Genomic DNA, 20,606 nt, shown 5'->3' with positions numbered 1-20,606 from the left:
TCCGCAGCACTTCCATAAATTTTAGACAGACGGCATCATCTTTAAGGAATTGTCAGGGGAGCCCGGCAATGGCATCGAATCCGCGTTTCAGGTCGCTGATGATATAATCTGCGTCTTCCAGTCCTGTGTACAGGCGCAGGCTCCGGTGCATTTCGATGGTACTGCTGAACTGCTCCGGCGGCATTCCGGCGCATTTGGGTATGATGAGCGATTCGTGCCCGCCCCAGCTTACCGCCATCAGGATATGCCTGAGCGACTCGCAAAAACGTTCGATGGTGCCGCAGGATTCCGCTTTTATGATGAATGTAAGCAGTCCGCAGCCGCCTTCCATCTGCCGCCTGGCCAGTTCATACTGCGGGAAAGACGGATCTAACGGGAACAAGACCCTTTCTACGCGCTCATGTTCTTTCAGAAAAGCAATTACGGTATCGGTAGTGCGGGTTATACGCTCCAGCCTTGCGGGCAAAGTGCGTAGACCACGTATCAGCAGCCAGGCATTGAATGGTTGTATGCCGGAGCCGATATTCATGTATTCGCTGTTGAAGATCCTTTCGATCATGGCACGGCTTCCGCAGAGAACGCCAGCAACCGTATCGCTGTGTCCGCCGATGTATTTGGTAGCGGATTGGAGCACCAGGTCGATACCCATTTCCACGGGTCGCTGGTAAATTGGTGTGCAATAGCTGTTGTCGATAACAGTTGTGATTCCTTTCTCCTTTGCCAGTGCAGCTACGGCTGAAAGATCCTGCAGGGCAAACGACCAGCTGTTGGGAGATTCGAGGTAGATCAGCGTGGTTTCGGGCCTGATCGCATTTTTAAAATTCGCTGTTTCCGTACCATCCACATAAGTTACCGTAACCCCGAAACGCGGCAGGATCACCTCAAACATGCGCTGTGCCCAGGAATAAGGTTCTTTTACACTTACGATATGATCCCCGCTTTTCACGTTGGCGAGCACGGCAGCAAATATGGCTGCGGCGCCGCTGTTGAATACCAGGCAATCTTCAGCCCCGTCGAGCGCGGCCAGTTTTTTACGGAGAATATCTACCGTCGGGTTCATTCCGCGGCTGTAGATCCAGGTTGAGTATTCATCGCTGAAAGCATTGCGCATCTCAGCAACGGTTTTGAAAGCGAAATTGCTGGTCTGAACGATCGGCGGCGCGATGGCGCGAAAATAATCATCGCGCTCTTCGCCTAGTTCGTTGATGATGAATGAAAGATCCATAATTATGCTTCTTGTTCCGGATCGGCAGGAAGAACGGGCTGCCGCCTGAATTTCTGGGTAACGAAATAGAGTACCATAAAGGCTGCCAGCACCGCAACACCCACCAGGGCCGTATCAGGCGTCTGGATAGCAATGCTGGTTCCTACAAAGAGGTAGGCGGCAATAAAGATCACCGGTAATACGGGGAAAAGTTTCATTTTATAAATGCCCGTATTATCGAGATGTTTAGTCCTTTTCCGCAATACAAAAATTGTTGCGCTCGATGCCACCATTCCGAAACAATCGAGGAAAATAGTGAAGTTGAGGATCTTCTCGAATGTTTGTGCGAAGAACAGGATCACGATACACATAGCGGCAAATACGGTAAGGGAAACCGTCAGCACTGCGTTCTTTTTATTCTGCTTCATGAAAACCGCAGGCAGTGTTCCTTCGGTTCCCATTGCATACATAACGCGGGGATTACTCAGCAATAAAGCATTCACATATGCGAGTACGCCAAAGAAGAGGAAAAAGGAGAAAATATCTGCACCCCGCGTTCCGAAAGTTTTTTCTATCACCACATAAGCGATCTCTCTTTCGCCTTTCATATTATCGAACCCTACAATGCTATAGTAGCTGAGATTCACCAGCAGGTACAAAGCAATAATGATCGCGATACCGATAAAGATCCCTTTGGGGATGTTCTTTGAGGGGCGATCCACTTCATTTCCGAAATTGATGGTCTGCTGATAACCGCCATAGGTAAACGACACCGCTATCAGGCTTAATCCCAGACTCTGGATCCAGCTCATGGAAGGCGTTGTTACTGCGGCGGGAGCGGCTGCACTCACCGCAGCCTGCGCACTGTCATGCGGAAACAGCAATGCACCGATCAGCACTACGATCATGGTAATCTTGATCAGCATCAGCACATTCTGCGCGCGGGAACTCATGCGCAGCCCCATCAGGTTGATGGCATAGAATATAATAATAGCCCCGCAGCTCAGCAAGGCTTTGTCTATATCCGTCCACTGCCATTGCGGAAACAGTTTTGCAATATAACCACTGCCGATCAGGGCCACACCGCTCAGGCTGGCTGCATTACTGATCAGGATAATACAATTGATCGCGAATGCTATACTCGGGTGATAGGCATAAGAAAATATTTTGTAATAACCACCGGTAACCGGGTAACGGCTGCCGATCTCGGCATAAGTAAGCGCACCGCATAATGCGATGAAACCACCCAGCACCCAGGCTGTAAAATAAACCGATGGCGCTATCGCATCCCTTGCACTGGTTGCTGCCGTTCTGAAAATACCCATACCGATGACCAGTCCTACAACGATCATCGTAAAGCTGAAAAGGTTCAGTTTCTGTTTTCCCTGCATAATTAATATCTGTGGCTTTAAATGTAATAAACTTAACTGAAACTGTTGGCGTTACCCGCTGGTCAATACCGCTTATCGGTTAATCCGATTCCTTATCCGCCGATTATTTTTCTCGCCGATAGCACAATGTGATTACCTTTGTCTGCATATCCGGTTCACGCACTGCGTGATTAAAAGGGAAGTCCGGTGCAATTCCGGCGCTATCCCCGTAGCTGTAAGCATTATCCGGCCGTTCATGGCCGGAACCGCACCTACTCCATGCCACTGTTCATCACGGGAAGGCCAGGTGCGCGATGTAAGCCAGAAGACCTGCCTGGTATATTATCATTCACGGCTTTCGGGCGAAAGGCAAGGATGTAAAATGCTGTCTGCAGCAGTCATTTTATATTTCTCTATTATTCCCTGGAAGCTCATTGTTCAAATCAAAACCAAAACAATGAGCAGATCATTTACGCTCCTTACCGCACTGCTTGCAGGTAGTGCGAGTTTTGCACAACAAGACAGCATCAGGACCAGGCAACTGGATGATGTGATCGTTACTGCCAATAAAACAGAGCAGAAACAGAGTACAACCGGAAAAGTCATTTCCGTTATCACCAAACAACAGATCGAAAGAAGCACCGGCAAAACCGTTGCGCAGTTACTGAACGAGCAGGTGGGCATCACCATCAACGGCGCGCTGAACAATCCGGGCGGTGTTCAGTCCGTATTCATGCGTGGTGCCGCGTCGGGCCGTACGCTGATCCTGCTGGACGGCATACCGGTAAACGATCCTTCGCAGATCACCAATGATTTCGATCTGAATCTTTTTTCCATCAACGATATCGAGCGCATCGAGATCTGTAAAGGTGCGCAGTCTACCCTCTACGGCAGCGACGCCGTTGCGGGTGTGATCAATATCATCACCGTTAAAAAGGACATCAGCAAACCTTTTAACGTAAAAGCAACCATGACAGCCGGTAACAAAAGCACTACCCGTAACAACCTCCAGGTTTACGGCAAAACCGGCAAACTCACCTATACAGGTCGTTTTGCACGGCTGAGCACCAAAGGATTCTCCGCAGCCTATGACAGTACCGGAACCAAAAACTTCGATAACGACGGTTATGACGGAACCGTTACCAGTGGTTCGGTCCTTTACCAGGCCACCAGCCAGCTGGCTGTTAAAGCATTCACCATGTTCAGCCAGTACAATGCCGACATTGATGCGGGCGCCTTTGCAGATAAGCGGAACTATACCATCGACAACAAAAATCTCACAGCAGGTGCAGGTTTCGTGTTTAAAAGAGACCGCTGGTCGCTGAACGGTAATTACCAGTACAGCAAAATGCACCGGAACTACAACGACAACGCTACTATTCCGGGCGCAACAGCCTACTCTATGAATGATTACGATGCCATTACCCAGTTTGCAGAGTTATATGCATCTGTAAAGCTTGTTAAAGGCCTCACCTTACTGGCAGGCGGCGATTATCGTTTCGGCTCAATGAATAACCAGTATGTTTCCATGAGTTCATTCGGCCCTTACAACAGCAGTTTTCCGGATAAAGGAATGAACCAGGCATCCGCTTACGCCTCGCTTGCATTCGGCCTGAAAGGTTTTAATGTAGAGCTGGGCGGAAGGTATAATAACCATTCCCGTTACGGCAACAATTTCACTTACACATTCAACCCTTCTTATACCATCAGTGAGCATTACAGGGTATTCGGAAGTATCGCCAGCGCGTTTAAGGCGCCATCGCTGTACCAGATCTATTCTACCGGAACTGAAGTAGCGCTTGATCCTGAAAGATCTGTAAACTATGAAGTGGGTGTACAGCAGCAATATAAAGGCTTCAGCAACAGGATCGTATTCTTCTACCGCGACATCACCAATGGTATCGATTACAACAACGTAAGCACGCCAGGCCGCTATTTTAATTTCGCGAAGCAGGAAGCAAGAGGTATAGAATACGAGGTAACCGTTGCACCAACCGCCACCTGGACCATTACAGGTAACTATGCCTATACATCACTGGAAGAAGCAACACAAAGCCGTGTGAACTTTAAAGATACGCTGTACAATTATTCGCTGCGCAGACCAAAACACAGCATTAACCTGACTACCGGCTACCAGTTCACCAAAGGTCTCTATGCGAGTATCAGCGGTAAATATGTGGCCGGACGTTATGACGTGGGTGGTTACAAAAAGCAGGACCTGTTCCTCGACAACTATGTAATCTTCAGCGCTTATGCAGAGTACAAAACATCCGAGAGCCTGAAGTTCTTTGCCGATGTACAGAATTTCACCAACAGGAAATTTTACGATACCAGGGGGTATAACGCGATCCCTGTTATATTCAATGCGGGGCTTACCTTTAACTGGTAGCTGATTCGCACTAAACAATACGTGATGCCGACACATGAACAGAAAATATGCCCGAGGTGCAAACAATCTTTCGAATGCAAAGTGGGCGATGTTGCACACTGCCATTGCAGCACTGTGCAGCTCACCATGGAAGAGAGGGCCTTTACCGAGGAACGGTACACAGATTGTTTGTGCAACAACTGCCTGAAAGATATCAAGAACAAATACATTTTCTTTAAAGAGAAATATCTTTCCCCAAACCAATAACCATTGAGAAACGGCCGCAGAGCAATCTGCGGCTTTTTTATATCTTGACGTTTCTTTTTTACTTTTTAAATCTTTTTTGTGGCGCACAAATCCCTGTTCAACTGGAGTGGTGGAAAAGACAGTGCACTGGCATTGTTCCATACCCTGCGTAATCCTGATTATGAAATACAACAACTGCTTACCAGTATCAACGGCACTTACGACCGGGTATCGATGCATGGCGTAAGAACAGTGCTGCTGGAGCAACAGGCAGCGGCATTAGGTCTTCCCCTCACCAGATTGCTGCTTGCCGATCAGCCATCCATGCACGACTACGAAAAAGCGATGGAAACAACAATGGCCACATTCCGCGAAGCGGGTTATACCCATTCCGTATTCGGCGATATTTTCCTGGAAGACCTGCGCAGGTACCGTGAAGAAAAACTTGCCGCTGCAGGATTCTCTGCTTATTTTCCGTTATGGAAGAGAGACACCACCGAACTTATACACGAATTCCTCGATCTTGGTTTTAAGACCATTGTAGTATGCACGAAATCCGAACTGCTGGACAGCAGCTTTGCCGGAAGGATTATTGATCATGACTTCCTGAAAGATCTGCCCGCAGGCGTTGACCCCTGTGGTGAAAATGGCGAGTTCCACACATTCGTGTTCGATGGGCCCATCTTCAAACAGCCGGTTGCATTTGAGACAGGGGAAAAAGTTTACCGCGAATACAAAGCGCCGCAAAGCAGCAGCGATAATTGCGGTGAGGCAACAGGGATGGGTTTCTGGTTCTGCGATCTGTTACCCGCACTTTAACAACCGATGCGGTCAGTCGACCGATCGCGCAAAAAAACAATCGGGTAAACAAAACCGCCAATCGTTCAAAGAGCGCTGCGTTTATTTATTTTTGCCGAAATTTCAGCATATGCAAACCGAGATCTACCTGATCAGGCATACCACACCCGATATTGCAAAAGGCATCTGTTACGGACAGACGGATCTCGACGTAGTACAAAGTTTTCCTGAAGAAGTGGAACTGACCAGGCCCCACCTGCCTGCAAACATCAGAACAGTTTACAGCAGTCCCTTGCAAAGATGCAGCAAACTGGCCAGCGCCTTATTCCCGGCACATGAGATACAATTCAACGATGCATTAAAGGAACTTGATTGCGGAACCTGGGAAATGCAGGCCTGGGATGAGATCTCCAAAGCAGAAATGGATCCATGGCTTAAGGACTTTGTAAATGTTACCGTACCGGGTGGCGAGAGCTATACCATCATGCACGAAAGAGTACTCCGTTGTTTTTCGGAGATCATGCAACAGCCTTCGCCTGCCGTAATTGTGGCCCATGGCGGCGTTTTACGCAGCATTCTCGCACATGTTACGTCAACGCCGCTGAAAGAATCCTTTGATGTTTTCTCCTTGCATTATGGCTGCGTGGTAAAGATCTCGGGCGAACCCGGTAATCTCAGTCATGAACTGCTGTACAATTATTCTGCTGCAGGCAAAGAGTGGCACAGGCCAACCGTTAACAGCAGCCAGGCATAACGGTTTCCCTGCAAGCCTGTTTTTTATACGGGAGCAAGATCATATCTTTATTAAAACCCCGCATTATGGCTTTTAATATCGATCAACTGCTGACTATTACTTTTACCTTATTTGCCGTAATTGATATTGTCGGCTCCATTCCCCTGCTGATCTCTCTGAAAGGGAAAATGGGCGGTATTAAAACCCTGCAGGCAACTTTTGTTTCCGGCGCGCTGATGATCCTCTTCCTTTTCCTCGGCGAAGCCTTTCTCAAAATGCTGGGGCTGGATATCCGTTCTTTTGCGGTGGGTGGTTCTGTGGTGATCTTCCTGCTTGGTCTTGAAATGGTGCTGGGTCATGAAATTTTCAAGGGCGATAAAGATGCGCACGCCGGCAGCGTTGTGCCCATCGCGTTTCCGATCATTGCGGGAAGCGGTACGCTTACAACCATTATGTCGCTGAAAGCAAACTTCGAAACAACTTATATTCTTGCAGGCATCATGATCAATCTGGGCGTTGTGTATGCCGTATTAAGGTCACTGAAGTTTGTCGAGAAACTGCTGGGACCCGCGGGCCTGCTGGCGGTAAGGAAATTCTTCGGAGTGATACTGCTGGCCATTGCCGTGAAGATCTTCAGCAGCAATATTGCCGCATTCGGGAAATAATAATCAACAGTCATGATCAGGATCGGGCACTTCCTGCTGAAATACAATGAACTGCTGTTCTGGTTCACAGCACTGGTCCTGTTGTTTTTTCTGCCGGTGGAAAAGCCAGCCACCTCGTTATGTTTGTCTTCGCTTGTGGGTTTGGGTAAATGTCCGGGTTGCGGCATCGGGCATGCGATACATGAAGCGCTGCATTTACGGCTACGGTCATCCTGGCAATACCATCCGCTGGGAATCTTCGCTGTAATTGTTATATTTATCAGGCTAAAACAACTCCTGCAATCAAACACCCTGTAGTATTATGGCACCCAATTTTATGAACCTGATCCCGGCGCTGGAAGGTGAAGAAATGGTATTTCTGCAACATATTACCCGCGATCTGCCTGAAGAACGCCTGATGACTTTTGTTGCCCTTTATAACAGCAAACGCAGAAAAACAGACCAGATCCTGCTCGGCTGTGTGCTCGGTTTCCTGGGTATTGCAGGTGTTCAGCGTTTTATGGTAGGGCAGAACGGCATGGGCATCATTTACTTTTTCACTGCCGGACTTTGCTTTATCGGAACGATCATGGATACCGTGAATCACAAGAGACTCACTTTCGAGTACAATCAGCAAATGGCGAGGGAGTCGATGGCAATGGTTTCTTCTTACTGATATCGGGCATCAAACGGTTGTATTGATCCTGAATACGGCATTTTCATATTTTCGTACCTTTAAGTAAGAAAATGTAGTAGCATCGCAACTGTAAGTAAAAATCAAATTCAAAAGCGTCGAAATACGAAACCGAAGAGGGGCACAGTTATCTCACTAAACGCCTCGTCGTGAATCGTGCCCGCCGGGCAGGCCTTGCCGCTGCCCAAAATGCAATGCAAATCATTGGATAACTTTATTAAAAAATATGCCGACGGCCGTACAGAAATCATAAGCCCTATTGGCTAATTGTTTTTTTGATTACAAAAGAACACATGCTTTTTTCCCATCAGAAATAAACATCCACTTTCGCCATGATCATTCTCCCCCGGAGATAATAATGGTTTGAAAGAAGCCGGTAGCTGTCTGCGTTGAAATAGACATAATCTTTTACATTGAACAGGTTGTAGGCTTCAATATTGAGATCAAATTTCTTCTTCGAAAATGTATACCTGATCTTTGCATCGGAGAAAAAATAATCCTGCGTGATAAAGTTGTTTTTCTGAATGGCGTTGCGGATCACAAAATCAACGAGCAGCTTTTTATCGGGAATGAAAGAGGCCTTGATGGTCTGATTCAGATTCTGCACTTTCTGTGCAGCCGCATTTCCGGAAGAAGTTACTTTTACCTGCTCATATCTCCCGCCATACTCCACTGAAATCTTATCGGAAAAACGTTTGGAGAATTGAACCGAGGCTGATAAAACATTGTTGTGAACAGAAACGGGCTGATTATTTAAAATAACATTGTTCCGGGAAAAGCTATACCCCAGCTTCAGGCTCGTATTCAGCTTGATCGCAAAAATGAATTTGCTCACTCCCGTATTGGCAGACCATCTTTCCTGGACATTGTTTCCCTGCACCAGTGCAGTCTGCTCAATACTGTCTGTAATAGCTGACGCCATCAGTGTGTTTCCTGTAATATGACTGTAACTAACATCAGCATTAAAGAAAAACAAGCTGATCGATTTCTGGTAACCATAGCTCAGCGAGGAACTATGGATCTTATTAAAGGGGATCACACCCTGGCTGGAAGAAACATTCCTGTAGTTTTTGAGTATGCTTCCGATATAGGTATCTGTAAAATCACCGAATGTGGTGGTATAACTATAATTTAAAGAGACCTGTTTCTCCAGGCTGATCTGGTGCCGCAGCGACGCTTTCGGATTGAAACGGACCTTATTCAACGCACTGTTGAACCCGTAATATTCCTGTACGTCACGCAGCTGCTGCAGTATCAGGGGCAGCTGCACTGTTCCGCTCCAGCGGTTCGTTTTAAAATCGAAACCGGAACTCACATAATACTGATTGTTTCGCCAGCGCTGATGGTTTCCGTTATCACCGGAATAAGGCGTAAGATTTCCATTTTTCAGAAAGGCAAGGGCAGACTGTACCAGGTGATTCTCCGTGATCCAGCCTGCATTCTGATACACGGTTCCCCAGCGCCAGGATCGCTTTGCAGACAGGTATACGTGCGACATGAAAACAGGATCTTTCAGTTTTTGAATGATGCTGTCATATACTCCTTCATGGCCTTTGATACTGCTCACAAAACCATCATACAGCGCCAGTTGTTTATCATAATCTGCCTTTTTCAGCAGCCATCTCAATTCAAAAACAGCATTTGATTTTATGGTAGGCATCCAGTGAAGGTCATTGCTTAATTCATATCGGCGGTTACGTAATTCCTGGGAGAAGCTATTACTGTTAAACTGCATTCCGGCAGCATTGGTTTCCACCCATGACCTGTACTGCGTAACATTATTAAAGTAGAACTTCTCCTTGTTAGCAAATACCTGGAATGATCCGCTGAAAGCTTTCGGGCGGTTGCGGACACTTTCATGATCCTGGTAAATAACAGTATCACCATTGATGAAATTTTTCGTGTTGCCATTGTACAGGAAAAGATTCCGGTCGTCAAATACCTGCACATTCGCTTTCAGCTGGATGCCGTTCTTAAGATTATAAAGGTTATTGAAGTTGAAGATGCGTGACTGGTTGTCGAAATAATATTGCTGGGCGATATTGGGCACCGGCGCGGACGACAGCGACAATGTCAGTTCCGGAAAATCTTTATCGATACTGCCCCCCATATTACCGCTTCCCTGGGATTTCAGCTGGTTCCGGTAATCGTTGCCGGTATTATTGATCGCTGCAAGATTGATGGATTTGATCTTTTTGTTCAGGAGAATCGTATTTGCACTGATATCATAAAGACCGGGGAGCCCTAAACCGATGCTGCCGCCGGAAGAAATCTTAATTGAGTTTTCATCGGCCAGCACCAGGTTAACAGATGTTTTATCGGAAAATACTTTGTCTTTTAAAACTTTGATCGGCTGGTGATTCTGGATAACATCCACACTTTTGATCATTTCCTTTCTGATGACTTTTGTAGCCGTACCATATTTGCCGCTCATGAGATCATCACCCTGTATGTACAGGTTCTCTATCTGCTTGTCGTTATAATAAATGGTTCCGTCATCCATTATTTTAATGCCGGGCATACGTCGCAATACATCGCCGATACTCCGGTCTTCTTTTTCAGCAAAGCTCGAAACGATATACCGCAAAGTATCTCCCATCTGCTGAAGTTTGGGGCGGCTGGTAACGGTAACACCTTCCAGGAAAACAGGATCGCGGGTTAACCTGAACTTATATTCCTGTTTTTTCGGATCGAATTTTATCCGCTCCTTCTTGTAACCCATACCCGTAGCTTCTATCCAGAGAGGCTGCTGCATCAGCGTTTCAGAAAGTTTGATCCGGAAACTGCCGTATTGGTCAGTAATTGCAAAACTTAGCAATACCCCGGCATCATTCACGATAAAAACATTGGCGGAAACAACCGGCTGGGCAGAATCCGACACTGTACCGGAATATATTTTCTGCTCCTGCGCAAACGATGTATGCGGGACTGTTGCGGACAGGAGTATTGCAACAAAGCAGTATAGTAGTTTACAGTATGAAGTTTTCATCCGCAGAAGAAAGGCACTCTATTTGAGTTCCATCGGGTTGTACCTGGTTATTTTTTTAATGCTTTTATCGCCGGGCGAATCCAGGTTGCGGACGCTGACCGTGGTTCCGGATATTTGTGCTTCAACCATAGCAGCAGGATCGCTTGCAAACATGCCGGCTACTCTTTGGTATTCTTTGGGTTTTACCTCTACGCTGCGGCCCAGGTTCATGTAGGATGTTATCAGTTCTTCGGGATCGCTGTTTTTTGTAATTTCCTTACAGGTGAAAGAGATCTCATTTTTTGTATCATTGGCGCTGAGGATCAGGCCGGGTAAACCGTTCAGCTTCCAGGGACCGAAAGAATAAGGCAGGTCCGGAACAAACCAGGCTTCAAATGTTCTTCCCCCGAAATCGCCAACTGCTTTCTGACAGTTATAACCACAGATCATTTTTTGCTCATTCCCCAGCTTCCAGTTAATGGAAGGAAGCGGAACCGAGAAATGATAATTTTTAAACCCGATCCGGCCGGCAGTCTGAACAGTGCCATTGGTTTTACTGATAAAGATTTCTTCATTGATCAGTGTGCCTGCATTACTCACAGTAAGCATTGGCCCCCCAACTGCAACAGTGGTATTTGCAGCTGCACCGGAGCTTTCTTTTGCTTCACGCTGTTTATTTAATTTGATGGCAGCAGGACTGTTGCGGTTAAAAAGATCGCGGGTAGTATAGCGGCTGCCCGACTGGCCCGCAGATAATATCATTTCTGATTTATAGGGATTTGAGGGGTCAGCCAGGTCCCTGGTATATGAAAAATCATATACTACATTCAGTATTGTCGTCTCCTGTGCCTTCAGGTTCAGGCACAGGAAGGAAACAAAAACAACGGTTATATATCTTTTCATCTTCAGCAGTTTGTTTGGGTTGCTACTTGTAAAATAACTATTTCCGGTTAAAGAAAGCTATCTGGCTTTTAATTGTTTCATTCAGGTATCACCATTTCAATTCGGAAAAGCTGATCACCCTTGTCCGCGGATTGAGTGTGTAAAGGGTTTTATCATCGGATGAAACCGAGAAGCAGACGATATCGTTCTTCAGGTTGAATTGTTTTACCGGCTGCCCTTCCCAATTATACACGAGTACCTGATTGCTGTAGAATCTTCTGGGCGACTTGATCTCGTTCCCGGAAAATAAAAGGTAGATAAATTTTTCCGTAGCGAATCCTTTCAGAAAACCAAACATTGTTGCATTGTCCGGCGCGGCTACAGGTCTGCCGGAGTTATCTTCGAAGGGTGCAAGCTGTGGTGCAAATCCGATGGGCCCCTTCATTTTTTTATGCGCTCCGGTGGTCAGATCCAGTAATTCAAACTGATCGGAATACCTGCAGGCCAGCAGCAGTTTTTTCTTATCCGGCTTCAGCAGCATAAAACTCTCGTATGATGTTTTCTTAAACCTTGAAGAGCCGATAGCAGAATCTTCCAGGTAAGACAGCAGTTTTTTGTTTTGTGTTGTATCGGCAAATTTTACGTAACTGAGTTTTTCGTCTGTATCATAATTACCGCTGAGCAGGGCTTCGTTGCGGTTTAAAAGGGTTGCGTCGTAGTAAAAGACCTGCGGTTTTATCCGGTATTCCGAATAATATTCCAGTGATCCGTTACTTTTTAATACGGAATCTATATTGGCTGTAATGAACCCGTTTTTAGCTACATCGAATACCCATACGAGGCTGTCGGAAATGCCGAAAGACATGAATGCCATGGTTCCGCCCTTCTTTGAACCTGCAGGAAAAAGATTATTTACTGCTTTTTTCCCGGCGATATCGAATACGCGTATATGATGGGGGTTAGTATTCAAATTATTCATCACAAGCAAAAGGGAATCCCTGTAGATCGTCATTGACTGGGGCGTTTGCAATTCAGCGTCCATCAACCTGGTTTCTGCCAGATCTGAGCTTGCAGGGAACTTGCGTATAGTGGCGCAACCGTAAATCATTACGGAAACGGTAATAAAAAATAAGAGGTTACGTATCGTATACATAAGCAGTTTTATTATGGAAGCGGCTCCGGAAAAGATACGGAAAATATCAAAAAGGGAATGAACAGCAGGGAGGCTGCAGGAACTGAAACCGGGTAATTCCTGTTATAAAATGGTATTGGGCATTAGTTGAAAGTGGCCTCGCCAGGAATCGAACCTGGATCTGGAGCTTCGGAAACTCTTATACTATCCATTGTACTACGAGGCCGGAAAGCTGCAAAAGTAATAGAAAAACACTTACATCCGTGCCATTAACTCCTGAAATGCCGCCCGGGTAAACAGTCCGGCTTGTACACTGCACATGATCTGCAGGTCGTCTGCCAAACTGCTTTCATTATCAAGAAATCGCAGGATGCGGGCAGGAGGATTGCGGGAGAAGATCCGGCTGAAAACAATACTGCCCAGCTGTGGGTGTTGTTTGAGTACCCGGAGAAGAATATTGTCGTAGAAAATTGCCTTCTGTTTTCCGGGTTCCTTCAATTGCGTTACCGGCTCATTCCGTACCAGCGCCTCCACAATAGCCTTTGTTTTTTTCTGGATGAACCTGAATGCGTAGCCGGTACTGGCTTTTACCTGGCCACCCGCAGTGCCGATATGTATAATGCTGCTTTGGGAATTGTTATAAGGATCATTGTTCATTGGAATCACCCCGGCTTCTTCGTGCAGGATCTTCCGGTTTTGAATACCGAGGTTATTACGCAGGTATGATTCGATCCTCTCATCATAAACATGCCCTGGCAGAACAGTTTCCGAGAAAACAGTATACTCAACCAAAGCCTGCTTTTCCGATACGGGCAGCACATATACGAATGTGGTTCCCTGCTCCTGTGAAACCCTGAAATCCATGAGGGTAGCAGTTTCCGCATCAAAGCATCCGGTTTCCGTTTCTATAAGCCAGCCTTTGAAATGCTGCAGCAGACGTGGCATTTGAGTTTGTTTTACGGGCTGTGCCTGAAGCGGCGTGCTGTTAAATACAAGATCAGCATAGAAAGCTCCCTGGTCTGTTTGCACGTTAACCGTTCCGTTGTCAAGCTGATGCATATCCGTAACCGTTGCCTGTAATGCAGACACGCCGGCATGTGCAGCTGCCCGGGTATGGACGTATTCATAAAAGTCAATGCTCCTGATCATTTTATAGCGATATGGAGCAAGATCAAATATTACAGAACCAGTATCTGAATGCACCCCGGCTTTACACCAGGAATGAAAAACGACAGGCTCAAAAATATCCGGCTCTTTTTCCCAGAAACACCAGGTTTTATCGTTTGTATTTTTATGCTGCGGATCTATCAAAAGGATACTTTTATTCCTGAATTGATCCTGCTGCAGCATTCGCATTAAAAGACTGAGTCCTGCGCAACCTCCGCCTGCAATAATATAATCGTAGCGGTTTCCTGTCATTTGCTTTCTGCGGGTTTTACATGTTGCAGTTTTTCATCGCGCCTTACCTTATCCCAGTATTTTTTTGCCACGATCAGCATGCCGAAGCTTTCGCCGTCTTCTTTTCCCAGGTGTTTATGGTGCATTTTATGCGCCCAGCGGATGGCCCGTACATAACGGTTACGGCTATGTGTAAACCACTTGAACCGCTGGTGTATGATCACTTCATGCACCAGGAAATACGCAGCTCCGTACAGCGCTATACCGGCCCCTATCGCTACTACCCAATAGGCCTGGTTCATGCTGCCAAGCATGATGCATAGCCAGCTGGGAATAGCAAAGATCACAAAGAATGCATCGTTCTTTTCAAAAAAGCCCGGGCCTTTCCGGTGATGATCTTCATGCAGGAACCACAGGAATCCATGCATTACATACCGGTGTGTGAGCCATGTAACGCATTCCATCAGGGCAAAACTCAGGAGTGTAATCAATACATACCACATATCACATGAACGTTCTGATGATTAAAAAGAATAATGCCTGTATGATGAGCAGGTGGGCCGCAAACCTGTTTTCCTTACGGAACCGCATCCTGCTGAAAATGAACAGCAGCAACAGGCTGATCGCAAACCAGCATACATAATTATAAACCGGGATAACACCGTTCTCCCATTGCCAGAACCCGAGCTTTACAGCTGCGGGTTCCATGATCCAGTCGAATACAACCGCCAGTATCGCCGCATCCAGCACCAGCGAAAATTGTTGCAGCCTTGCCGGCATTGCGCGTCCGGGATCTTTTATTGCTACCTGTTCCAGCAGCATTGCCATAACAGAACCGGTGCAGATCATGATCACTGCCCAGTTCAGCCCTATGAGCCAGGGTACTCCGCCAATTCGCGCACCCATTACTGTTCCGTAACTGTAAGTACCGAAAAGCAGCCCTGATTGTACTCCCGCAATTTCCGTAAGCATGCCTGTTGCAAAAGCAATGAATAAAAACAGGAAGAAACGCGGATTTTTATCCTGCTGGTTCCAGACCAGCAGTAATGCCATCAGTAACAGATTCAATGGTGTGTGTTGTATAAACCAGTCGCGGTAAGGTGTACATACAATACCAACAGCGCCGCATACATGAAACAGCAGTGCAACAGTTGTTGAAATATGTAATTTGTTTACCTGCATTCTCTCAGTGCTTTTTGTGTTCAGCTTTTGTAATGAGTCCGCTTACGATAGCTGCGCTTTTTAAACACAAAGGTATTCCACCGCCCGGATGTACACTACCCCCTGTAAAATACAATCCTGCCAGTTCTTTGCTGAAGTTAGGGTGACGCAGAAAAGCAGACATTGCCGAATTGGAACTGCTGCCATATAAAGCGCCTTTGTAAGACATGGTATTATCCTGAATTCCATCCGGATCGAGAAAGTCTTCTGTTTCGATCAGGGGTTCTATATCTGTTTGCAGCATCCGGTTCAGTTTGGTAATGACAAGCTGCCTGCAATGCTTCCTGAACGCTTCACGGTCGCCGCCTGTAACTGACGGCACATTGATCATCACAAACCAGTTCTCACAACCATGCGGCGCATGTATCCCGGCCTCCTGTTTGGAAGTGATGTTGATGTATATAGTTGGATCTTCGTAAACACGCGCCTGTTTGAAAATACAGTTGAACTCGGCTTTATAATTCCCGCTGAACAAAACATTATGCAAGCCAAACTGCGGGAATTCGTGCCGTATGCCCCAGTAAAAAATAGCGGCGCTGCTGCTTCTCTGGCGGCGCAATAAACGCGCGGCTTTATAATCATGACCCAACAGGTGCTTGTAAGTAAAAAACACATCCATATTGCTGATCACATTCCCGGTATAGTGATTCCTGTGTCCGGCCACAACACCGGTAACATAACCTTCATGCGTTATGATCCGCTGAACGGGTGTATTGAAATGAAAACGGACCTGTTTCCGCAGCGCCAGCTGGTATAAAGCATTTACGATACTGATCATACCACCTGCGGGATAATAAATACCCTCATTATGTTCGAGGTGCGAGATCAGTTTCAGCATACCCGGAGCGCTGTACGGATCACTGCCGTTATAGGTTGCATACCTGTTGAAGAGCTGTACCGTTTTTTCATTGCGGAAGGTTTTCCGGTTCAGCTGGTGGAGCGTACCGAAGAGATGCGCCGGTCTTGTGGTCTTCAATGCGCGGATCACCGAACGCATACTAAAACTGTTTCTTTGATGCAATGAATGTTCCGTAAATAATTTTCCGATCCGGTCGTACATATTACCTGCCTGCCTCAGATAGGTTTCAACAACTGCAGGGTTTTCCTGGTGTTGCTCCGCCAGGGTAGCCGCAAATAAAACAGGATCACGGTGCGCCTGGAGTACGCCGCCGTCCTCATAAAAATAAGTACAGGATACAGTTACGGGCTCGTATGGCAGGTGATCTTCCATCGATTCTCCCGCCAGGCTGAACAGCGCTGCGATATTAGCGGGCTCTGTAAAAAGGCTTGGCCCGGTATCGAAACGATAACCGCCTCTTATGAGCAGTCCCAACTTACCACCTGGAACCTCATTTTTTTCAAAAACATCTACTTCATAGCCTTCAACAGCCAGCCTGATCGCTGCGGCAAGACTGGCAACGCCGGCTCCTATAACAATGGCCGTTTTTTCTTGTTTCATCAGGCTGTCATTTGTTCGTTCCGGCGCTCCAGCCAGCTTCGTACAAGCGGGAGCGCTATATGAAACCATGCGGTAAAGGAAGAAGGCTCTTTTTTCATGAGCACATCGAGCATTTCGAAAGACAGAAAATCATGGTCCATTACCTCGGAGATATCCGGCATGATCTCGCCATCATAATAACCGATGAAAACATGATCGTATTCATACTCGGTAAGGCCATTGGCCAGCGGGGCTTTATATATAAAATCAAGTGCTTTCTCCAGCGGTACTGTAAAACCCATTTCCTCCTGCAGCCTCCGCTCTGCAGCGGCAGCGATATCTTCAGCCGGGCGTGGATGACTGCAGCAGGTGTTTGTCCATAATCCGCCACTATGATATTTGTCCTTTGCACGCTGTTGCAATAACAGCTCGCCGTCACTGTTAAAAATAAAAACGCTGAATGCCCTGTGCAGCAGACCGTCACGGTGAGCTGCTATTTTTTCAGCAACACCTGTTTCGAGGTCAGATTCATCAACAAGGATCACATGTTCCATATCTAAAAGTAAATCTTGTATGTTAATTGTCAGATCATATTCAAACGCATCTCCAGGCCGGCCTGCACCCAGATCAGTGCCTTACGGTAATCCGGCACCCGGAATCTTTGTTCCATGATCTGGCTGGCCCTGGCCTTTTTGATCTTACTGAATAAAAGGTAATAATACCGGTATGCAACATATACGCCAAACCTTGCCCGCACGGGCAGCCTGCGGATCCCCTGGTAAGCTTCCTTAAAATCTTTTTCAATATCCTTCTCAATTTCAGCTTTTTCCTTTTCTGTGAAATTCCTGAAATCGCAGCCGGGAAAATAGATCCTGTCCAGGCCCTCGTAATCAGCCCTGATATCGCGCAGGAAATTTACTTTCTGGAAAGAGGCGCCCAGGCTTCTTGCATAGGGGGTCAGCGAGTTGTAGACAACCTCGTCGCCATTACAGAAAACATAAAGACACATCAGTCCTACTACTTCCGCGCTGCCATAAATATATTCTTCATAACCGGCCCGGTTATAATCACGACGCACCAGGTCCATTTCCATGCTGTGCAGGAAAGCTTCCACCAGTTTAATATTCATGTTATATGCGTGGAATGTAAGCTGGAAGCTGTGAAGGATCGGGTTAAGGCTGATCTTCTTTTCAATTGCATCATAAGTTGCCTGGCGAAACTCATTCAGCAATGACGATTTATCGTAATCATGAAAACTGTCTACGATCTCATCAGCCAATCTTACAAAGCCGTAAATATTTCTTATAGGACCCCGCATGTCTTTATGCAGCAACCTGATGGCAGCTGAAAAGCTCGTACTGTAGCGGTCTGTAACGATCTCACTGCAACGCTGGCTTATATCATGGAACAGGCTTATCATGTGAAACGGTTTATGTTTTATGATGTTTGTGGGTATGTTTTGATGAGTTCACGCGCCGCAATTTCTCCGCTGATCAGGCTGGGCGGCACACCAGGACCAGGCACTGTCAGCTGCCCGGCATAAAAAAGATTGTTCAGTTTACGGCTCCTGCAGGATGGTTTCAGCAAGGATGTCTGCAATAATGTATTGGCAAGCCCGTATGCATTCCCCTTGAATGCATTGTATTCGCTGCTGAAATCACTGTGTGCAAATGAGCTTTTATAAACAACGGCATCCCCGATGGATTGTCCGGTATGTTTTTCCATGCGGGAGATCAATCGGCCGAAATAGTGTTCACGCAATGTTTCATCATCGCCTGTGAGTCCGGCAGCTGCCGGCACAAGCAGGAACAGGTTCTCATGCCCCTCCGGTGCAGCGTGCCGGTCTGTAACCGAAGCTGCACAGGCATAAAACAAAGGGTCGGAAGGCCATGCCGGGTTTGTATACAATTCGCCGGCATGTGTATCGAACGACGTATCGAAGAAAAGGGAATGATGTGTGATGCCGGACAGCTTTTTATTCAGCCCCACGTAATAAATGAGACTACCAGGCGCCATCACCCTTTTATTCCAGTAAGCCGCGGAGTAACTGCGCATATCTTCGGGCAGCAGGCTGGTCTCTATGTGGTGATAATCTGCGCTGCCGATCACCGCATCTGCTTCATATACCCTTTTCGTTCCATCGGCAGCTGTAGTATGCACCTGTTTTACGATCCCGTTCTGAACAACCATTTTTTCTACCGGCTGTTCAAAATGGAAGGTAACACCAAGTTCGAGCGCCAGCCGGTACATGGCCTGCACAATTGAATACATGCCGCCTTCCGGGTACCAGGTTCCGCCTACGATGTCGGCATGGTTCATAAGGCTGTATAAAGCAGGGATCTGGCGGGGCAAAGCACCCAGGAACAATACCGGGAATTCTATCAGCTGACGCAACAAAGGATGTTTAAAATATTTGGCTGTATGCGACTGCATATTGCGGAATACATCCAGCTTCAATACTCCTTTCATTAATTCACCGTCGAAAAGTTCGGTTACGGACAATCCCGGCATGTACACCAGTTTACCCATACCGATCCGGTATTTATATTCCGCTTCCTTTAAAAACAGATCGAGCTGTTTGCCGCTTCCGGGTTCGATGGTTTCAAATACGGCTTTCAGCGCCGCGTAATCTGCGGGAATATCAACAGGCCCGTCCTGATGATAAACACGATAGGATGGATCAAGCCGCTGAAGTTTGTAATAGTCGGGCACGGTTTTGCCGAACTGTTTAAAATATCGCTCAAACACGTCCGGCATCCAGTACCAGCTAGGCCCCATATCGAAAGTAAACCCGCATGCAGTCAGCTGTCTTGCCCTGCCACCCGGGGAGGCATTTTTCTCAAGCACCGTTACACGCCAACCGGCGCGGGCCATAAAAGAGGCGGCAGACAAGCCTGCGAAACCACTGCCGATAACAATAACGTGCTTTTTCAAGGGCTGATGTTTAATACCTGGATAATTGATCTTTCAGCTGTTTACGTGCGAAATGGATCCTGCTTTTAACGGTCCCGAGCGGTTCGCAGAGCATGCCAGCTATTTCATGGTAGCGGTATCCGTCCATATACATCAGGAACGGGTTCCTGAAAATGCCCGGAAGCCGGTGTATCGCGGCACGGATCTCCTTAACCTGCAGGGTGCTGATACCGTCGTTGAGTGTTGTTGATTCGGAAGCCGATGCAAAACCCGATGAAACCGAATCCAGTACAGAACGCTGCTTTTCCCTGCGCCGGTAATCATTGATGAAAATATTGCGCATGATTGTATACAGCCAGGCCCTGATATTGGTTCCCGCCTGGTACTTCTCCCTGTTCACCAGAGCACGGTACAGGGTTTCCTGGAAAAGATCACTGGCTTTTTCCGGATCATGCGTAAGCGTTATGGCAAACGGCTTCAGAAAGTCAGTGTCGTTCTTTATCAGCTGATCAAATTCCTGCGATGACATTTGTTTAACTTTTGATATCATAAAATTAAACAAAAAAATAAAACATAGGATGATTTTGCGTCATTTTT

At 46.8% G+C, this 20,606-nt stretch carries 20 protein-coding genes, 1 tRNA gene and 1 riboswitch; of the genes, 7 read left to right on the top strand and 14 right to left on the bottom strand.

Translation table 11 applies throughout. The annotated features are described in order from the left end of the window. Window positions 1–52: 52 nt before the first annotated feature. Window positions 53–1,225 carry a trans-sulfuration enzyme family protein gene (locus B5D42_RS01105; RefSeq protein WP_078829574.1) on the bottom strand — a complete coding sequence of 391 codons (1,173 nt, stop codon included), beginning with the start codon at window positions 1,223–1,225 and terminating at the stop codon, window positions 53–55. Window positions 1,226–1,227: 2 nt separating this feature from the next. Then, window positions 1,228–2,595, bottom strand: coding sequence for an APC family permease (locus B5D42_RS01100; RefSeq protein WP_078829573.1), 1,368 nt, complete (start codon window positions 2,593–2,595; stop codon window positions 1,228–1,230). A gap of 134 nt (window positions 2,596–2,729) precedes the next feature. Then, window positions 2,730–2,926, top strand: a riboswitch (cobalamin riboswitch). 105 nt (window positions 2,927–3,031) lie between these two features. Between B5D42_RS01100 and B5D42_RS01095 the strand changes: the two genes are divergently transcribed. From B5D42_RS01095 to B5D42_RS01065, 7 genes are all read left to right on the top strand, one after another. Further along, window positions 3,032–4,963 carry a TonB-dependent receptor plug domain-containing protein gene (locus B5D42_RS01095; protein ID WP_176112867.1) on the top strand — a complete coding sequence of 644 codons (1,932 nt, stop codon included), beginning with the start codon at window positions 3,032–3,034 and terminating at the stop codon, window positions 4,961–4,963. A gap of 24 nt (window positions 4,964–4,987) precedes the next feature. After that, entirely contained in the window at window positions 4,988–5,209 is a 222-nt protein-coding gene (locus tag B5D42_RS01090) for a cysteine-rich CWC family protein (protein ID WP_078829571.1), read from the top strand. 78 nt (window positions 5,210–5,287) lie between these two features. Then, window positions 5,288–6,007 (top strand): Dph6-related ATP pyrophosphatase, encoded by a 720-nt coding sequence (locus B5D42_RS01085; protein ID WP_078829570.1) that lies wholly within the window; start codon window positions 5,288–5,290, stop codon window positions 6,005–6,007. Window positions 6,008–6,116: 109 nt separating this feature from the next. Further along, entirely contained in the window at window positions 6,117–6,740 is a 624-nt protein-coding gene (gene cobC / locus B5D42_RS01080; protein WP_139366935.1) for an alpha-ribazole phosphatase, read from the top strand. 65 nt (window positions 6,741–6,805) lie between these two features. Beyond that, complete coding sequence (locus B5D42_RS01075) at window positions 6,806–7,384, top strand: MarC family protein (RefSeq protein WP_078829568.1); 579 nt, start codon at window positions 6,806–6,808, stop codon at window positions 7,382–7,384. 12 nt (window positions 7,385–7,396) lie between these two features. Then, window positions 7,397–7,681: a DUF2752 domain-containing protein gene (locus B5D42_RS01070; protein WP_078829567.1), complete on the top strand. Its 285-nt coding sequence runs from the start codon at window positions 7,397–7,399 to the stop codon at window positions 7,679–7,681. A 4-nt stretch (window positions 7,682–7,685) separates the two neighbouring features. Beyond that, window positions 7,686–8,039 carry a TM2 domain-containing protein gene (locus B5D42_RS01065; protein ID WP_078829566.1) on the top strand — a complete coding sequence of 118 codons (354 nt, stop codon included), beginning with the start codon at window positions 7,686–7,688 and terminating at the stop codon, window positions 8,037–8,039. Between the two features lie 325 nt (window positions 8,040–8,364). On the opposite strand, the gene B5D42_RS01060 is transcribed toward B5D42_RS01065, so the two are convergent. From B5D42_RS01060 to B5D42_RS01005, 12 genes are all read right to left on the bottom strand, one after another. Further along, window positions 8,365–10,938 (bottom strand): TonB-dependent receptor, encoded by a 2,574-nt coding sequence (locus tag B5D42_RS01060; protein ID WP_139366934.1) that lies wholly within the window; start codon window positions 10,936–10,938, stop codon window positions 8,365–8,367. A 126-nt stretch (window positions 10,939–11,064) separates the two neighbouring features. Then, the gene (locus tag B5D42_RS01055) at window positions 11,065–11,928 is read right to left on the bottom strand and encodes a GLPGLI family protein (RefSeq protein ID WP_078829564.1); all 864 of its coding nucleotides are present in this window, start codon (window positions 11,926–11,928) and stop codon (window positions 11,065–11,067) included. 88 nt (window positions 11,929–12,016) lie between these two features. Beyond that, window positions 12,017–13,060 carry a BF3164 family lipoprotein gene (locus B5D42_RS01050; protein ID WP_078829563.1) on the bottom strand — a complete coding sequence of 348 codons (1,044 nt, stop codon included), beginning with the start codon at window positions 13,058–13,060 and terminating at the stop codon, window positions 12,017–12,019. Between the two features lie 133 nt (window positions 13,061–13,193). After that, window positions 13,194–13,265 (bottom strand) — tRNA-Arg (locus tag B5D42_RS01045). Between the two features lie 29 nt (window positions 13,266–13,294). Continuing rightward, entirely contained in the window at window positions 13,295–14,458 is a 1,164-nt protein-coding gene (locus B5D42_RS01040) for a lycopene cyclase family protein (protein ID WP_078829562.1), read from the bottom strand. Continuing rightward, window positions 14,455–14,940 (bottom strand): sterol desaturase family protein, encoded by a 486-nt coding sequence (locus B5D42_RS01035; RefSeq protein WP_078829561.1) that lies wholly within the window; start codon window positions 14,938–14,940, stop codon window positions 14,455–14,457. Before B5D42_RS01035 ends, B5D42_RS01040 begins: the two co-directional genes overlap by 4 nt. A 1-nt stretch (window position 14,941) precedes the next feature. After that, window positions 14,942–15,619, bottom strand: a complete 678-nt coding sequence (locus B5D42_RS01030) for a carotenoid biosynthesis protein (protein ID WP_078829560.1) — start codon at window positions 15,617–15,619, stop codon at window positions 14,942–14,944. Between the two features lie 4 nt (window positions 15,620–15,623). Then, complete coding sequence (crtD, locus tag B5D42_RS01025) at window positions 15,624–17,117, bottom strand: 1-hydroxycarotenoid 3,4-desaturase CrtD (RefSeq protein ID WP_078829559.1); 1,494 nt, start codon at window positions 17,115–17,117, stop codon at window positions 15,624–15,626. Further along, window positions 17,117–17,650 carry an isopentenyl-diphosphate Delta-isomerase gene (idi, locus tag B5D42_RS01020; protein ID WP_078829558.1) on the bottom strand — a complete coding sequence of 178 codons (534 nt, stop codon included), beginning with the start codon at window positions 17,648–17,650 and terminating at the stop codon, window positions 17,117–17,119. The genes crtD and idi overlap by 1 nt, the downstream gene beginning before the upstream one ends. A 29-nt stretch (window positions 17,651–17,679) precedes the next feature. Then, window positions 17,680–18,516 carry a phytoene/squalene synthase family protein gene (locus tag B5D42_RS01015; protein ID WP_078829557.1) on the bottom strand — a complete coding sequence of 279 codons (837 nt, stop codon included), beginning with the start codon at window positions 18,514–18,516 and terminating at the stop codon, window positions 17,680–17,682. Window positions 18,517–18,533: 17 nt separating this feature from the next. Beyond that, window positions 18,534–20,030: a bifunctional phytoene desaturase/3,4-desaturase gene (gene crtID / locus B5D42_RS01010; RefSeq protein WP_078829556.1), complete on the bottom strand. Its 1,497-nt coding sequence runs from the start codon at window positions 20,028–20,030 to the stop codon at window positions 18,534–18,536. A 10-nt stretch (window positions 20,031–20,040) separates the two neighbouring features. Beyond that, a complete protein-coding gene (locus B5D42_RS01005) occupies window positions 20,041–20,538 on the bottom strand; it encodes an RNA polymerase sigma factor (protein WP_078829961.1) in 498 nt (165 codons plus the stop codon). Between the last annotated feature and the right edge of the window lie 68 nt (window positions 20,539–20,606).

It is taken from the genome of Sediminibacterium ginsengisoli, assembly GCF_900167075.1.
GTDB classification, from domain to species: Bacteria; Bacteroidota; Bacteroidia; order Chitinophagales; family Chitinophagaceae; genus Sediminibacterium; species Sediminibacterium ginsengisoli.
Note: the sequence above shows the minus strand (reverse complement) of the source record. Positions and strands in the feature narration are given on the sequence as shown.

Excerpts from the sequence above, each read along its gene's own strand:
- B5D42_RS01105 (WP_078829574.1), bottom strand. The coding sequence starts at position 1,225 with ATGGATCTTTCATTCATCATCAACGAACTAGGCGAAGAGCGCGATGAT.
- B5D42_RS01100 (WP_078829573.1), bottom strand. The coding sequence starts at position 2,595 with ATGCAGGGAAAACAGAAACTGAACCTTTTCAGCTTTACGATGATCGTT.
- B5D42_RS01095 (WP_176112867.1), top strand. The coding sequence starts at position 3,032 with ATGAGCAGATCATTTACGCTCCTTACCGCACTGCTTGCAGGTAGTGCG.
- B5D42_RS01090 (WP_078829571.1), top strand. The coding sequence starts at position 4,988 with ATGCCGACACATGAACAGAAAATATGCCCGAGGTGCAAACAATCTTTC.
- cobC (WP_139366935.1), top strand. The coding sequence starts at position 6,117 with ATGCAAACCGAGATCTACCTGATCAGGCATACCACACCCGATATTGCA.
- B5D42_RS01075 (WP_078829568.1), top strand. The coding sequence starts at position 6,806 with ATGGCTTTTAATATCGATCAACTGCTGACTATTACTTTTACCTTATTT.
- B5D42_RS01070 (WP_078829567.1), top strand. The coding sequence starts at position 7,397 with ATGATCAGGATCGGGCACTTCCTGCTGAAATACAATGAACTGCTGTTC.
- B5D42_RS01065 (WP_078829566.1), top strand. The coding sequence starts at position 7,686 with ATGGCACCCAATTTTATGAACCTGATCCCGGCGCTGGAAGGTGAAGAA.
- B5D42_RS01055 (WP_078829564.1), bottom strand. The coding sequence starts at position 11,928 with ATGAAAAGATATATAACCGTTGTTTTTGTTTCCTTCCTGTGCCTGAAC.
- B5D42_RS01050 (WP_078829563.1), bottom strand. The coding sequence starts at position 13,060 with ATGTATACGATACGTAACCTCTTATTTTTTATTACCGTTTCCGTAATG.
- B5D42_RS01040 (WP_078829562.1), bottom strand. The coding sequence starts at position 14,458 with ATGACAGGAAACCGCTACGATTATATTATTGCAGGCGGAGGTTGCGCA.
- B5D42_RS01035 (WP_078829561.1), bottom strand. The coding sequence starts at position 14,940 with ATGTGGTATGTATTGATTACACTCCTGAGTTTTGCCCTGATGGAATGC.
- B5D42_RS01030 (WP_078829560.1), bottom strand. The coding sequence starts at position 15,619 with ATGCAGGTAAACAAATTACATATTTCAACAACTGTTGCACTGCTGTTT.
- crtD (WP_078829559.1), bottom strand. The coding sequence starts at position 17,117 with ATGAAACAAGAAAAAACGGCCATTGTTATAGGAGCCGGCGTTGCCAGT.
- idi (WP_078829558.1), bottom strand. The coding sequence starts at position 17,650 with ATGGAACATGTGATCCTTGTTGATGAATCTGACCTCGAAACAGGTGTT.
- B5D42_RS01015 (WP_078829557.1), bottom strand. The coding sequence starts at position 18,516 with ATGATAAGCCTGTTCCATGATATAAGCCAGCGTTGCAGTGAGATCGTT.
- B5D42_RS01005 (WP_078829961.1), bottom strand. The coding sequence starts at position 20,538 with ATGTCATCGCAGGAATTTGATCAGCTGATAAAGAACGACACTGACTTT.